The organism is Bacteroides sp. OM08-11 (assembly GCF_003438665.1).
Taxonomy (GTDB): Bacteria; Bacteroidota; Bacteroidia; order Bacteroidales; family Bacteroidaceae; genus Bacteroides; species Bacteroides cutis.
Genome location: NZ_QSTJ01000002.1, coordinates 304,499 through 320,267 on the forward strand (window position 1 = coordinate 304,499; position 15,769 = coordinate 320,267).

The window sequence follows — 15,769 nt, forward strand, 5'->3', positions numbered from 1 at the left end:
TCATCTTATTTATGTTGACTCTTGTAATCTCTGATGATAAAAATAAACTGATTATGAAGTATAATTTTGATGAACTGATAGAACGTCGCGGCACTGACTCAGTGAAGTGGGACGGAGCGAAAAATGTTTGGGGACGTGATGATTTGCTTGCCATGTGGGTGGCTGATATGGACTTTCGTACTCCTCCTTTCGTAATGGATGCCTTGCGCAAGCGGCTCGAGCATGAAGTGTTGGGGTATACTTTCGCTTGCGAAGAGTGGTATACCTCCATCTGTAACTGGCTGTACAAACGTCATCAATGGGAAATTACCCATGAAATGTTGACTTTTGTACCCGGTATAGTTCGTGGACAAGCTTTTGCTCTGCAATGTTTCACCAATCCGGGAGACAAAGTCATGGTTATGACTCCGGTATATCATCCTTTTTTTCTGGTTACCGAGCGCTTGGGGCGTGAAGTCGTGTATTCTCCGCTTGACTTGTGCGACGGTCAATATCAAATTGATTTCGAACGTTTCAGTCGGGATATTCAAGGTTGTAAAGTACTTATTCTCTGTAATCCCCATAATCCAGGTGGCCGTGTGTGGACTGTAGAAGAATTGCAACGAATAGCCGATATCTGTAAAGAGAGCGGTACGCTGGTTATTTCGGATGAGATACATGCCGATCTGACTCTTCCACCTTATAAACATCATCCTTTTGCCACAGTTTCGGAGAATGCAGCACAAAACTCTTTAACTTTCATGGCGCCTAGCAAGGCTTTTAACATGCCGGGGCTGGGCAGTTCCTATGCCATAACCATCAATACCGATATTCGGCATCGTTTCCAGCAATTTATGGAAGCCGGAGAGTTCTGTGAAGGCCATTTGCTGGCATATATCGGAACTGCCGCTGCTTATATGCAGGGTGAAGAGTGGTTGTCACAGCTGCTTGATTATCTGAAAGACAATATCAATTTTACCGAGAATTACTTAAAAGAACATGTTCCGGGTATCAGTATGATACGTCCGCAAGCATCTTATCTCATTTTTCTGGATTGCCGTGCATTAGGTTTGTCACAAGACGAACTGACAAGGCTTTTTTCTGAAAAAGCCCATCTTGCTTTGAACGACGGTACCATGTTCGGTAAACCCGGCAAAGGCTTTATGCGGTTGAATGTAGGTTGTCCGCGTTCGGTATTACAGCAGGCATTGAACCAGTTGGCTATCGCTGTCAAACAGTGATAAAATACCTCATATAGGTATATATCTCTAAATTTATTTTAGCTTGTTGATAAAAATGCAAAAAAATATACTCTTAATATTAATTAAATATATACCTCCCCTTGATGGCAGACTTAAATAAAACAATATATTTGTGATATTGAAATGATATCAATTAAATTTATGTGATATGGAAGCAAAAGAATTGGATTTCAAAGGTTTTAAGATAAATGGCTTTTTAGCTTTATTTCTCCATCTGGTGGTACTTACAGCTGTGATAATTTTCGGTTTTATCACAAGTATTCCTACACTTGTACTTTCTGTGTTCTTAACTGTTGTATGGTTTATTCTTTTTGCGGGTTATATGCAGTTGGAACCGAATGAAGCTCGGACTATGGTGTTTTTCGGAAAGTATAAAGGTACGTTTAAGGAAACCGGTTTTTTCTGGGTTAATCCATTTCTTGATAAGAAAAAATTGTCGTTGCGTGCGCGAAATCTGGATGTAGAACCTATTAAAGTTAATGATAAAATAGGCAATCCTATATTGATTGGTTTGGTATTGGTCTGGAAATTGAAAGATACCTATAAAGCGATGTTTGAGATTGATTCTCAAACAATGGCGGCATCGGCTTCATCGACAGGTAACGCCAATCAGATTAGTATCGGTAATGCGGTTGCCAATCGTATGAATGCTTTTGAAAATTTCGTGAAGATACAGAGTGATGCTGCTTTACGGCAAGTGGCAGGACAATATGCATACGATGATAACGAGGCTAATACGGAGGAATTGACGCTTCGTTCTGGCGGAGAAGAAATCAATGAACAGTTAGAGCAAAAATTGAATGAGCGTTTGGCTATGGCAGGTATGGAGGTGGTAGAAGCCCGTATCAATTATCTGGCTTATGCTCCTGAGATAGCAGCTGTAATGCTCCGCCGTCAGCAGGCTTCAGCCATTATTACGGCGCGTGAAAAAATTGTGGAAGGAGCGGTTTCTATGGTAAAGATGGCACTTCATAAACTTTCTGAGGAGGAGATTGTTGAACTGGATGAAGAAAAGAAAGCTGCTATGGTTAGCAATTTGTTGGTAGTGCTTTGCGCGGATGAAGCTGCACAGCCGGTTGTAAATGCCGGAACACTGAACCATTAAAGACTAAGAAAATGATAAAGACTCAAAAAGTGTATCGGTGTTTTTTTCTGCTGTGTTTCTTATGGAGTAATGTTTATGGTATCTTTGCGCAAGATGCCAATCGCGTTCGTGCGCAGCATATTTATGAATGGTTTGCAGCAGGGCAGGGCGATAGTATTTATATTGCTTTGAATAAAGAGTTACAAGGAAAATTATCTCCAGTGATGTTCAATGGTACCTTTCGAGAGACGGAGAAAGTTTTCGGCAAGTTACAATCAAAAAGTGAGTGGCAGACGGAAAACGTCCAGGGGGGGACCCTTTATTATTCCGATTTGAAATTTGAACGGTACGATTTCCGTTTTATACTTGCTTTTGATGCGGATGGAGCGATGAATACGATCCGTCTGTCTCCAGTGCCGGCTACTTCTGTTACCCCTTCTGTAGCGTATAATGAAAAGAAGATGTCAGAACGGGATATCACCGTAGGTGCCGAAGGATTTCAACTGCCGGGTACACTGACTGTACCGAAGTTTGCTACCGTTGCCGAGGCACGTAAAGTTCCGTGTATCATTCTGGTACATGGCTCCGGTCCTCACGATCGTGATGAAACCATAGGACCTAATAAACCTTTCCGCGATATTGCCTGGGGATTGGCGGAACGGGGTATTGCTGTTATCCGTTATGACAAGCGTACAAAAACTTATGGGGCTGATTGTGTTCCCGCCGGCCGTGTGCTCGATTATGATACGGAGGTAGTAGATGATGTCCTTTCCGCCGTGGCTTTGGCAAAAACTCTGCCGGAGATTGCATCGGATAGTATCTATGTATTAGGGCATAGTTTAGGAGGGACATTGGCTCCTCGCATAGCCGAACGTTCGAAGGAGTTGGCTGGGATTATTGTTCTTGCCGGATTGGCTCGTCCGTTTGAGGATGCCGTTGAAGAGCAAACTGTTTATATCATGTCTTTGGCGCCTGCTTCGGCTGAAGCCAAAATGCAGTTCGCCGACTTGAAAGAACAATTGAATAATGTAAGAAAATTGGGAACCAATGCTTTTGATGAGCAGATACCTCTGCCCTTGAATTTGCCTCGTTCCTATTGGGAATTTGCCAATGCTTATAAACCGGTGAGTGTAGCTGCCAAACTAAAGCTTCCTATCTTTGTTCTTCAAGGTGAACGCGATTATCAGGTGACCATGGAAGATTTCGCATTCTGGCGTTTTGGCCTATGGCGAAATAAGAATGCCTTTTTCAAGTCTTATCCCAAGTTGAACCATCTTTTGCAAGAAGGAACTGGAAAAGCCACTCCGATGGAATATAGTCGGGCTTCATCTGTTCCGGCTTATGTGTTGAATGATTTAGCGGCATTTGCACACGGAATCCGGAATATGTTTTAGTGTATATCTTTTAATGGGTAATCAAAGAAATAAAGCAATTCAATTGTAATTAGTAAATCATAAAATTAGAAATAAATCGTGGCTAAAAAAGACACTTCAACTAAAAGCTTCGTTCTACGTGTAGATACTGCAACAATGGATGCTATTGAAAAATGGGCAGCCGATGAGTTCCGTAGTACTAACGGACAGCTCCAGTGGATCATCGCTGAGGCTCTCCGGAAGAGTGGGAGGTTGAAGAAAACTAAATCTACTTCTTTTACTGACTCCGAAGAGAAGGAACAAGAGGAATAGACCTTATATTAATTGTTTATTGTATTCTTGTTTTTAAGTACAAACAAAACCGCATGAAATGCGTTTGTTAATCTATTGTCTGTTTGTTACTTTCTTCCCTCCCCAAACACGATGTTGTTTGAACATGGAGTTTTTAGGTAAACACATGTATATATTCATTACCCTACCTAATTGTTGTTGATTTTTATTCTTTTTCATTATTTTTAGGTATTTCCCGTGTTTTCTCTTCCCTCTAACTTTGTCCCAACAAAATTTAAGATAAAAGATGAGAAAATTAACGGGTTTATTTGTTTTGTGTTTTTTACTTTCTACTAATACTTTACTGGCTGACGGATCGGATGAAGTAATCAAGGTAGAAGAGAACACTGAAATTACGGCAAAGAAAGAAAAGAAAGAGACAGCAGCCACAAGTGACGGCTACAAGAAATTCCGTTTCGGTGGATATGGCGAGATGGCTGCAAGTTTTAAGGACTATGGTAACAATCGTTTTTACGGGGGTAATAATGGTAACTCCAAAGATAACCGGAACACCATTTCCATTCCTCGTTTTGTATTAGCATTTGATTATAAATTCAACTCAAAATGGATGCTCGGTGCAGAAATTGAGTTTGAAGCCGGTGGGGTAGGTACGGCATACGAAATTGAGAACTCCGAAAATGGGGAGTATGAAACCGAAGTGGAAAAAGGAGGAGAAGTCGCTCTCGAACAATTCCATATTACTCGATTGATCCATCCGGCTTTCAATGTGCGCGCGGGGCATATTATTGTGCCGGTTGGGTTGACTAATGCCCATCACGAGCCTATCAACTTCTTTGGCGTTTATCGTCCGGAAGGCGAAAGCACTATTTTACCTTCTACCTGGCATGAAAATGGACTCGAGATTTTCGGGTCGTTTGGAAAAGGCTATACAGGTTTCGATTATCAAGCGATGATTGTTGCGGGATTGAACGCTAACGGTTTTGATCGTAACACTTGGGTGGCTGGTGGTAAGCAAGGACTTTTTGAAGTAGATAATTTTACTTCGCCAGGTTATGCGTTTCGTTTGGACTATAAGGGTGTGCCGGGCTTGCGTGTAGGAGGTTCTTTCTATTATTGTGCAGATGCCGGTTCCAACTCCGACAAACTTCAGGATTATTCTACTTTTAAGGTTCCCGTAAGAATTTATACAGCCGATGCCCAATATAAAAATAGGTATGTAACGGCTCGTGCCAATTTTGTTTGGGGAAACTTGGGAAATTCATTGGCAGTCAGTTCGGTGAATACCAAACTCTCTAATAAGTCTCCATATACACGTGTCACTCCTGTCGCCAAAAAGGCGGTCAGTTATGCCGGAGAGGTTGGGGTCAATTTAAGTGCTTTTTTCAAAAGTAATAAAAAAGTCCCGGTGATTTATCCTTTTGCACGCTATGAATATTATAATCCTCAGGAAAAAGGGGAGACAATGCAGGTCATGGAATTGCGTAATAAGGTAAGCATGTGGACAGCCGGCCTGGACTGGTATGCTTTGCCCAATCTGGTAGTGAAAGCCGATTATTCAACCAGGCAGATAGGTACAAGCAAGATATTTGGAACCGGACCTTATAATAGTGAAAATGAGTTCTCTATCGGTATAGCTTATATTGGTTGGTTTATTAAGAAATGATTTTATTAACTGTTAATTTTTATAAGATGAAAAAGAATTTATTTTTTGTACCGGTACTGGTTCTGGTACTGGCTCTCGTTGCCTCCTCATGTAGTGATGACGACTCGGATCCGTGGAATGTTGATGAGATAGATTACAACTCATCCACAGCAGATGCGTGGCATAACTATATGAAGAATGTTGCGATGCTTTTGAATGACGATGCTGAAAGTCTGTATAATGCTTGGGCGGTAACCTGGAAAGAAACAGGAAAGTCTTATGCTGAATTATTCAAGACTCATGATGCCAATTTTACATATACAAATGCGGCAAGTTGTGCTCAGGAGATTGTAGAGAAATGTGCGGAGATAGCTAATGAAGTGGGTAGCGCTAAGATAGGTGATCCTTATAGCCTATATATTTCCGGACGTGAAAAGGAAGCTCTATATGCTGTGGAGTCTTGGTATAGTTGGCACTCACGCGATGATTATACTAATAATATTTATTCTGTCAGAAACGCTTATTATGGTTCATTGGATGGTACTGTTGCCGGTAATTCTTTTGCAAAAGAAATTGAGGGTACAGCGATGGATATTAAGGTGAGAGCCGCTATCAAAGCAGCTGCAGATGCTATTCAGGCTATTCCTCAGCCATTCCGTAATCATATAAACAGTACTCAGGCTCAGACAGCAATGGAAGCTTGTTCTTCTTTACAGAGACTATTAAGTGAAGTGGAAGAAGAAGGAGGTGGAACAGTGGAAGCAGAAGCTACTAACCTGAAAGATTATGTCGTGAATAATATATCATCAGAAAGACTTGATGCGATAGTTAAGAACTATGTAGATGTGGTAGTTGTCCCGACTTATGAAAAATTGAAAGAAAAAAACAAACTCCTTCTTGATGCAGTGAATTCGTTAGTGGCAAATCCTACCAATACACGTTTTGAGGCTGCTTGTACGGCTTGGTTGAATGCTCGTGAACCATGGGAATTGAGTGAGGCTTTCTTGTTTGGTCCGGTAGATGAGTTAGGACTTGATCCCAATATGGATAGCTGGCCTTTAGATCAGAACGCCATTGTACAGATTATGAAGTCTGCCGATTGGAGTTCTTTGGTTTGGGGAGACGATGACTCTGATGAAGCTATTGAAGCATCTCAGAATGTACGAGGTTTCCATACTTTGGAGTTTCTACTCTTTAAAGATGGAGAAGCCCGTACGGTACCTACAAAATGAGGATTGTTCAATTGGATAATAGATTAGGAGAAGTAAGGGTGAGATTGGAAAATCTCCCTTTGCTTCTTTGGCATGTAGAAATATATTGTTTTAGAAAACAATGCAGATTATGGTAAATCATTTACTGAAATATTCATTCTTGTCTTTTTGCATATTGGCATTTACGGCGTGTGATGAGGACGGAATTGATGTAACGGATGTAACCGTACCCGACGGGTATGCGCTTTCGGCCGGTACATCAACTCTTTTTTTAAACTCATCGGTAGCATACGATACGGAAGCCAATTGGGTGAGTGGAACATATTCTACCCGTTTTACCCGTGGCGACAGGCTTTATGACAACGCCCGTTCAAGTGGTAATGATATAGGTGGTGGTTTAGGACCGGTTTATGCCGGTTATTCTTGTGGAAGTTGTCATCGCAATGCCGGTCGTACCAAGCCTACACTCTGGAGTGAAGGTGGTTCCGGCAGTTCCGGATTTTCCTCGATGCTGGTTTATATCAGCCGTAAAAATGGGGCTTTCTTTCAGGAATATGGACGTGTATTACATGATCAGGCCATTTATGGGGTGAAACCCGAAGGTAAACTGAAAGTAGAATATACTCGTGAGACTTTTCATTTTCCCGACGGTGAAGAATATGAACTTTGCAAACCCAATTATACCATTACTGATTGGTATGCCGATGAGATAGCCCCTGAAGATCTTTTCTGTACAGTACGTATTCCATTGCGTCATGTCGGTATGGGGCAGATGATGGCACTTGATCCTAAAGAAATAGAAGCTCTTGCCGCTAAGAGTAATTATCCCGAGTATGGTATTAGCGGTCGTTGCAATTATATAACAGAAAAAGGAGTGTATAGCTTGGGACTGTCTGGCAATAAGGCCCAACATGCCGATTTGACGGTGGAACTGGGCTTCTCCAGCGATATGGGTGTGACGAACAGCCGTTATCCGGAAGAAATCTGTGAGGGGCAGGTACAGGTTAATCAAGGCAGTATGATGGGACTCTCTTACGCTCAGCTCGATGTATCGACCGAGGATATGGAAGATGTAGATTTGTATATGCAGAGCCTTGGTGTGCCGGCTCGCCGTAATGTCAATGATCCACAGGTCATTAAGGGTGAACAGAAATTCTATGAGGCCAAATGTCATCTTTGCCATGTGACAACCCTTCACACTAAACCGCGTGGAACTACTTTGTTGATGGGTACAAAGTTACCGTGGCTGGGTAACCAGACTATTCATCCGTATTCCGATTATTTGCTTCATGACATGGGATCTGAAATCATGGGAGTCGGATTGAATGATAATTACGTAAGCGGTTTGGCACGTGGAAATGAATGGCGTACAACACCCTTGTGGGGAATCGGGTTACAGGAAAAAGTGAATGGGCATACATTCTTCCTGCACGATGGACGTGCACGCAATTATGTGGAAGCCATTATGTGGCATGGCGGAGAAGGAGAAGCTTCTAAAAATTTATTTAAGAATATGAGTAAGGAAGACCGTGATGCACTGGTTGCATTCCTGAAATCACTTTGACCCGACAACAGTGTTAATAAGAAATAAAAAGTATATATAAGTAGTTATGAAGAAATTATTATTTTTAGTTGTACTTGCCGTAATGCCTTTGGGAGCAATGGCACAGCACGAAGAAGATACGGAAAACGGTGTGGTATCTCTGGCAGGAAGAGAAGGGTTTACCATTACAAGCAAGAAAGGAGATTTTGTGTTTAAACCTTACTTACTGGTACAGACCAGTGCCAATCTAAATTGGTATGATGATGAAGGTCTGGACAAAGCTTATAATCAGGATAATTTCGCAAATTCCGGTTTCTCGGTTCCTTATGCTGTACTTGGTTTTACGGGTAAGGCTTTTGGAAAAGTTTCTTTTAACCTGTCAATCAATGCCGCTGCAAGTGGTGGAGCGTTGTTGCAACAAGCTTGGTTCGATATACAGTTCAAGAAAGAAATCGCCTTACGGGTAGGTAAGTTCAAAACGCCTTTTTCGCATGCCTACCTGACTACATTGGGTGAAACTTTACTTCCTCAGTTACCTGTCTCATTGACTTCTTCCGTCATTATGCCCTATTCACTGAATGCCGTGACACCGAATATCGGTACAGGTTTTGATTTGGGTGTGGAACTGCATGGGTTGGTTGGCGATAAGTTGGGTTATGAAATCGGTTTATTCAACGGAACTGGTATTTCTGTGAATACTGCTTCAAAGACAATCAGCGACGACTGGCATATTCCTTCTTTGCTTTATGCCGGACGGTTGACTTATATGCCTAAAGGAGTGATGCCCGCCACACAAGGTAATCCGAACCGTCTGAATGAAGATAAGATACTGTTCGGATTGTCCGGTTCAATCAATGTGGAAAGTGAGAATGAGAGTACTAACGACACGCGTGTAGGACTGGAATTTGCTATGTTGAAAAATAAGCTTTATTTGGCTGCCGAGGCATACTACATGAATGTCGGTTTTACTAAACGCCAAAAGATCAATGAACATTATAATTATCTGGGTGGGTATGTACAGGGTGGTTACTTCGTGGCGCCCCGTGTGCAATTGGCCGCACGCTATGATGTCTTCAATCGTAATGGTACGGATGATGATGGATTTTTGAACATGCCGGCTGTTGGCATGAATTATTTCTTCAAGGGATGTAACCTGAAGTTACAGGCAATGTATCAGTATGTTGCCCGTTGGGGACACGATACCCAACTCGACCGTGATAATGATAATTTGGGCTTAGCCACCCATTCGGCTACTGTTTTACTTCAGTATACATTCTAAACAAATCAAGGAGAGGATGGTATTATGAATAGGAATATTCTTTTCTTTATGGTTCTTCTTGTAATGGCTTGCTCCTCGTGTGACGAAGGGCGGATTTATGAAGAAGAAACTATTGTAATGGAGGAAGGACGTGTCGTGAAGATGACCGCTGATATCACCGGCATTGATAAATGGGCTCAGGGATATAGTATTGTAATCGCAGGTTTTAATGAGACGAGTGAGTATGCGGTTACTTCCGCCAATATTCCTGCGCCTTCCGTAGACGGGGGAACCGTTAGGGTAATCATGTCCGGTATTAGTGATGAGGTAAAGACGTTGGAGATCTGTGCGATCAATAAACTCAGGAAACGTATCGCTACCTTCTCGTCCATTGAAGCCCCGGCTACTACCGATACGATTATCATGAATGTGGGTGCTGTGGATGCCGGTATGTACAGCGCGATACAAAACAGTGTCTTCACTCCGTATTGCGCTACTTGCCACGGGGCGTCTGCCGGTAGCCCGAGTGCCAATCTTAATCTGACGAAAGGTAAGAGTTATGAAGACTTGGTCAATCATCCTTCCGTCATTGTTGACGGTAAACTCAGGGTAACTCCGGGCCATGCGGAAGGAAGCGTCCTGTATCAGATATTGAATACGGATATCAGTTCACAATGGGGGATAGACCACTTCCCGATACTTACTCCTTATCCCAATTTGTTGACCTTGATTGACGACTGGATAGATAATGGTGCTACCAAATAACGACTAATTTGATATGGAAATGAGTAACAAGAAACAACAAAAACAAATAGATAATACTTTAATCGAAATCTCTGAATATAAAGTTAAAGGCGGTATTTCGGAGTATCATATCATGATTCACGCCACTCGCCCCGAAGACACATACGAACAGCAACTGAATGCGGTTATCAATACCTATTTCACTTTACTTCAGGAAGAATTGTGTGGAGCTGTTGCCGTCTTTAAGCGTTATTTCCTGAGTGATGCAGCCAATCAGGAAGACCTGTTGCTTGCACTTACTACGGAAAGTTCGGACTGTGCGCTTTCCATTGTGGAGCAACCACCGCTGAACGGAACAAAGATTGCGTTATGGGTCTACTTGCAGGCAGGTGTGCAGACCCGGGTTCTTCACAACGGTTTGTTTGAGGTGAAGCATGGGGCTTACCGTCATTTTTGGAGTGGCAGTGTCTTGAACCGTGCCGCCAATTCAGAATATCAGACCCGTTTGTTGCTGAACGACTATGTGATGCAATTGATGGAACAGGGATGTAAATTGGCCGACAACTGTATCCGTACCTGGTTTTTTGTACAAAACGTGGATGTGAATTATGCCGGAGTGGTGAAAGCCCGCAATGAAGTCTTTGTTACCCAGAACCTGACGGAAAATACGCACTATATAGCCAGTACTGGTATCGGAGGGCGGCATGCCGACCCTAAAGTACTGGTACAGATGGACACATATGCGGTAGATGGTTTGGAGTCCGGACAGATACACTATCTATATGCTCCTACCCACTTGAACCCTACCTATGAATATGGTGTCAGTTTTGAACGTGGCACATACGTCGATTACGGAGACCGCCGCCATGTCTTTATTTCCGGTACGGCAAGTATCAATAACAAGGGTGAGGTTATGTATCCCGGTGATATTCGCAAGCAGACGGAACGGATGTGGGAAAATGTGGAAGCGTTGTTAAAAGAAGCGGAATGTACATTCGAGGATGTGGGACAAATGATTGTTTACTTGCGCGATATAGCGGATTATACAGTGGTAAAGGGAATGTATGATAAACGTTTTCCGGATACCCCGAAAATATTTGTACATGCACCGGTCTGTCGTCCGGGATGGTTGATAGAGATGGAATGTATGGGAGTAAAGACTTGCGGGAATAAGGATTATGCACCGTTTTGACCATACAGTGAAAGAGGGATACCTATTTGTGATGACTATCTCCCTGTATTATACCTAATTTGAGCGATTGCAGGATATCTGCCGATGCTGTATCTTTGCGGTATCAGAGATTTAAAGAATGAATTAGTTAGTCATAATTACGTAACCACTTTTATGAAGATAAAAGGATCCCCGTTTTCCGATGTGATATCGTGAGGCGGGGATTTATTATATATCTTTTGGGACAATAAAGGTTTGGAGTTTCCTCTTGTAGGGAACGCCCGTTTCCCTTAATGGGAATTACAGTTTCCTTTAATGGGAACTGCCGTTTCTCTTCATGGAAACGATGGTTTCCTCGGAGGGAAACGGGCATTTCCTATAAAGGAAACGAAAAAGAAGTAATTATAGGGTATCCTTGATATCTTGAAGTTCTACCAGCTTGTTTACAATTGCGTAAATGGTAAGTCCTGCCGGAGAGTGTATTTGTAGTTTACGGGCGATATTACGGCGGTGGGTGATGACGGTATGAATGGAAAGAAACAGCTTGTCTGCAATGGCTTTGTTCGTCATTCCTTTCACAACACAAGTAATGATTTCCTTTTCGCGTTGGCTCAGTGTCTCTTGTTCATTATCCTTTTCTTCCTCCTCTTCCGTATGCAACAAGTGGTTGATTTTAGAAGTGATGATATCGATATCATCGCAGATAGCGATACTTTCGTCATACTCTTTCAATGCATTGTTTTCGATGACAGAACAAACCAGGGCGATATACTTGATGCCCGATTTTCCGTTTTCCGTTTTAAAGGTCTGCAAGTCAAACCATCCTCCGAAAGTAGGATTTACAATAACGATATCGGGAGTATGCAGATGGATATAGTTCTGCAAGGTTTCGGGTGAGGAAACCTCAATGGGGTGTATATTCAGGTTGGGGATGCGTTTTAATACTGCTGTAAGGCCACTTCGCACAATAACCGAAGTTTCTGCAACGACTATTTTCAATGAAGTATTATTGTTCATCTTTCAGTCTCCTTTCTATTTGCGCCACAGCGGGAACAAACATATAATCTTCTACCTGGCAGTGTGAAGCAAGGTCTTGCTCACAGTTGAAGATGTCGAATAAAACGGTATTAAGGAGGTTGTTGTTTTCTTTTTCGGGATAATATTTGATGATGATATTTTTCAGTTCTTTTAGCTTGGTGTCAATTTGATTGTGCTTGCTGGCAAAGGTTGCAATGTCATATTCGTCAGAAAGTTTTCCTTCCAGCAGTTGCTCCACGTAGGTGAATACCGCTTCGTTTTCATATTCCATGTGGCGGCGGACTTCTTTGGCGTATTCATCAAAGAATTTCAAGATAAGGAATGCCACATCATTGTTGTTGCCCGAACAGTCGATGGCTTCAATAAGCTTGCGGCGTATGGCGGGCAGATTGAAATCCAGAAAATAAGTATGTGCCCGCTTCAGGTAGTCCATGAGGGCAGGAATAGAGAACGAATTTTCATCGCTACTATAGGTGTACTGTTCTTCACTGATGAAGTTGGCCACAGCGAGAAAGGTACGATAGTCTACCTGTTGAGCTTCACAGACGTCTTTTACATTCTTATCCCCAAATCCCAATGACAGACCGAAACGGCTCATCACCATTAACAAGGAATAGTTGTCGCAGATGAGGTCGCTCATCTTGTCTGTGGCACTGTATTTATGTTGTTCATTCATTATCGGTTATTATTTGGGTTCTTTATATTCGTGCGCAAAGTAACGGCTTTTCTTTGAAAAGCGCAATCGCAATAAGTAGGTATTTTGCTGATGATAGGACTGTGGAAAATACTGATTGATGATTAAACTAAAACTTTTAGTTCTATTTAACTATGATAATTAGTTTATGAACTAAATTATTTAGTTATTTGCGAAAACAAAAGAAGAATATGAAAGGATTGACTGCAAAAGAGGAAGAGATTATGGGCTTTTTCTGGGAAAAAGGTCCGTTGTTTGTAAAGGAGATGCTGGTGTTCTATGGGGAACCGAAGCCGCATTTCAATACGCTCTCTACAATTGTGCGTGGATTGGAGGATAAAGGTTTTCTGAGTCATCATACATTTGGTAATACATATCAGTATTATGCGGTTGTAAGCGAGGAGGACTTTCGTAAGGGAACACTGAAGAATGTTATCAGTAAATATTTCAATGACTCTTATCTGAGTGCGGTATCTTCATTGGTTAAGGAAGAAGATATTTCTTTGGATGATTTGAAGCGGTTGATAGAGGAGGTTGAGAAAAGCTCGACTGTAAATCAGCGTAATTTTAATCGTAAATAGTAAATTGTCCAATCCTCCAATCCTCCAATCGTAAATACCATGGGTACACTCTTTGTATATATACTTAAATCTTCTGTCTGCCTGGCGGTGTTCTATTTGTTTTACCGCCTGTTGCTCAGCCGTGAGACGTTTCATCGGTTCAACCGGTTTGCTTTGCTGGGTATTCTGTTGTTGTCTTGTGTGCTACCCTTGGTGGAGATAAGTGTGGAGCGGCAGACGGAAATACATCATACTATGATGACGCTGGAACAGTGGCTGTTGCTGGCAAATGCTGCGGAAATGGGTACTGTACCGGAACCGGTTCAAGAGATTACCTGGGTACAGGTGGCACTGGCGTTATATCTGCTGGGTATCCTTTTCTTTGCTTTCCGCAATATATATTCGCTGTGTCGGTTATTACTGTTGCTGAGATCGGGTAAAAAAGAGGTTGCCGGTAAGTATATAAATTCCAAAGATAAAGTTACTTTGATTGTCCATGAACGGGATATCGCTCCGTTCAGCTGGATGAAGTATATCGTCATTTCCCGGAAAGATTTAAACGAGAATGGACGTGAAATACTTATACACGAGTTGGCACATATCCACCACCGGCATTCATGGGATTTGCTGGTGGCCGATGTCTGTATTTTCTTCCAATGGTTCAATCCGGCTTCTTGGCTGTTGAAGCAGGAGTTGCAGAACATTCACGAATATGAAGCTGACGAGACGGTAATCAAGGAGGGTGTAGACGCGAAACAATATCAATTATTATTAATAAAAAAAGCTGTTGGCACAAGGCTCTACTCTATGGCCAACAGCTTTAATCACAGTAAACTTAAAAAACGTATCACTATGATGTTAAAAGAAAAGTCAAGTCCGTGGGCACGTTTGAAGTACCTTTATGTACTTCCGTTGGCAGCTGTTGCCGTAACGGCTTTTGCACGTCCCGAAGTCTCCGAAAAAGCAGAGGAGATCTCAAGGACATCGGTTGTGCCCGAGAGAGAACAAGTAAATTCACTCTTTTCTCGTGTACAGGATGTTTCAACCGCCAAAGTTAATGATTTAGCGGAAATTGCTGAAACAAAAGTTGTGAAAAGTAAGGAGGTAACTTCTGTTGTAAGGGTACAACAGGCTGATACTCTGAACCCCCAAAAAGCAAAGAAACAGGATGTGAAAGTAACAATATCGTCTATAACGGCATTGGATAAACCATTGTTGGTGGTTAACGGAAAGGAAATAGATTCTTCTATTTTAGGTGCATTAGATCCTGATAAGATAGATCATATAACCGTATTGAAAGATAAAAAAGCTCTGGAATTATATGGCGAAAAAGGTAAGGATGGCGTTATATTGATTACTCTTAAAAAAGAAAAAAACGACAATAAGGATGTGAGAGTGATAGGTACAGGTGTTACTCCGAAAAAGAATATTTCCGGTTTGCGTGGTATCGTGCTACATTCTTCCGGAGGTGATTTGGTAAACACGGAAGTTTATGTAAATGGCACAAAAGTTGATATGGAAAATAAAGATTTAAACAGTGTGGTGCCTGCCGATAAAATAGAAAGTATCAGCGTGAATAAAAATGGAGATAATAAGGGTGCTATTTATATTGTGACTAAGAAAACAAAAACTTTTGAGGGTACTCTGGTAAAAGGGGAATTCAAGGTAGAAGGGAAAGTTGTAGATACAAAGGGAGAACCCATTATCGGAGCCTCCATCCTTATAGAAGGTACTAACCGGGGAACTGTTACGGATGTTGATGGTAATTTTGTTCTGTCGGCGTCTAAGAATGACGTGCTGGGTGCTTATTATGTAGGTATGCAAACAACGAAGGTAGGAGCAGCTCCAAAAGTAACCATAACGATGAAAAACGAGTGATCGATAACTCGTATTAAAAATATAAAGGGAGTTTCGGATGG

General features: G+C 41.9%; 14 protein-coding genes. 12 read left to right on the forward strand and 2 right to left on the reverse strand.

The features are described 5' to 3' along the window. Window positions 1–53 precede the first annotated feature (53 nt). The 10 genes from DXC10_RS05010 to DXC10_RS05055 all read left to right on the forward strand — a co-directional run bounded on the left by DXC10_RS05010 (window position 54) and on the right by DXC10_RS05055 (window position 11,579). Entirely contained in the window at window positions 54–1,220 is a 1,167-nt protein-coding gene (locus DXC10_RS05010) for a MalY/PatB family protein (protein WP_101544823.1), read from the forward strand. A 169-nt stretch (window positions 1,221–1,389) separates the two neighbouring features. Continuing rightward, window positions 1,390–2,346, forward strand: a complete 957-nt coding sequence (locus DXC10_RS05015; RefSeq protein WP_117737440.1) for an SPFH domain-containing protein — start codon at window positions 1,390–1,392, stop codon at window positions 2,344–2,346. A gap of 11 nt (window positions 2,347–2,357) precedes the next feature. After that, complete coding sequence (locus DXC10_RS05020) at window positions 2,358–3,719, forward strand: alpha/beta fold hydrolase (protein ID WP_101544633.1); 1,362 nt, start codon at window positions 2,358–2,360, stop codon at window positions 3,717–3,719. A 78-nt stretch (window positions 3,720–3,797) separates the two neighbouring features. After that, window positions 3,798–4,010 (forward strand): DNA-binding protein, encoded by a 213-nt coding sequence (locus tag DXC10_RS05025; RefSeq protein ID WP_101544636.1) that lies wholly within the window; start codon window positions 3,798–3,800, stop codon window positions 4,008–4,010. Between the two features lie 265 nt (window positions 4,011–4,275). Further along, on the forward strand, window positions 4,276–5,652 hold the full coding sequence (locus tag DXC10_RS05030; protein ID WP_117737441.1) for a hypothetical protein: 1,377 nt from the start codon (window positions 4,276–4,278) through the stop codon (window positions 5,650–5,652). Between the two features lie 26 nt (window positions 5,653–5,678). Continuing rightward, window positions 5,679–6,863: an imelysin family protein gene (locus DXC10_RS05035; RefSeq protein ID WP_117737442.1), complete on the forward strand. Its 1,185-nt coding sequence runs from the start codon at window positions 5,679–5,681 to the stop codon at window positions 6,861–6,863. A gap of 109 nt (window positions 6,864–6,972) precedes the next feature. After that, window positions 6,973–8,406, forward strand: coding sequence for a di-heme oxidoredictase family protein (locus DXC10_RS05040; RefSeq protein ID WP_101544825.1), 1,434 nt, complete (start codon window positions 6,973–6,975; stop codon window positions 8,404–8,406). A gap of 46 nt (window positions 8,407–8,452) precedes the next feature. Next, window positions 8,453–9,664 (forward strand): porin, encoded by a 1,212-nt coding sequence (locus tag DXC10_RS05045; RefSeq protein ID WP_117737443.1) that lies wholly within the window; start codon window positions 8,453–8,455, stop codon window positions 9,662–9,664. A gap of 24 nt (window positions 9,665–9,688) precedes the next feature. Then, complete coding sequence (locus tag DXC10_RS05050; protein WP_117737444.1) at window positions 9,689–10,408, forward strand: hypothetical protein; 720 nt, start codon at window positions 9,689–9,691, stop codon at window positions 10,406–10,408. Between the two features lie 19 nt (window positions 10,409–10,427). Continuing rightward, window positions 10,428–11,579 carry a Rid family hydrolase gene (locus tag DXC10_RS05055; RefSeq protein WP_101544828.1) on the forward strand — a complete coding sequence of 384 codons (1,152 nt, stop codon included), beginning with the start codon at window positions 10,428–10,430 and terminating at the stop codon, window positions 11,577–11,579. Between the two features lie 381 nt (window positions 11,580–11,960). Here the strand turns inward: DXC10_RS05055 and DXC10_RS05060 are convergent, their stop codons facing one another. Beyond that, the gene (locus DXC10_RS05060; protein WP_101544648.1) at window positions 11,961–12,575 is read right to left on the reverse strand and encodes a response regulator transcription factor; all 615 of its coding nucleotides are present in this window, start codon (window positions 12,573–12,575) and stop codon (window positions 11,961–11,963) included. Continuing rightward, window positions 12,565–13,272, reverse strand: a complete 708-nt coding sequence (locus DXC10_RS05065) for a hemerythrin domain-containing protein (RefSeq protein WP_117737445.1) — start codon at window positions 13,270–13,272, stop codon at window positions 12,565–12,567. The genes DXC10_RS05060 and DXC10_RS05065 overlap by 11 nt, the downstream gene beginning before the upstream one ends. Window positions 13,273–13,481: 209 nt before the next feature. Here DXC10_RS05065 and DXC10_RS05070 point away from each other — a divergent pair, with 209 nt between their 5' ends. Both DXC10_RS05070 and DXC10_RS05075 read left to right on the forward strand, forming a co-directional pair. Beyond that, entirely contained in the window at window positions 13,482–13,871 is a 390-nt protein-coding gene (locus DXC10_RS05070) for a BlaI/MecI/CopY family transcriptional regulator (RefSeq protein ID WP_101544652.1), read from the forward strand. A gap of 39 nt (window positions 13,872–13,910) precedes the next feature. Then, window positions 13,911–15,728, forward strand: a complete 1,818-nt coding sequence (locus DXC10_RS05075) for a carboxypeptidase-like regulatory domain-containing protein (RefSeq protein WP_117737446.1) — start codon at window positions 13,911–13,913, stop codon at window positions 15,726–15,728. The last annotated feature ends 41 nt before the right edge of the window (window positions 15,729–15,769 follow it).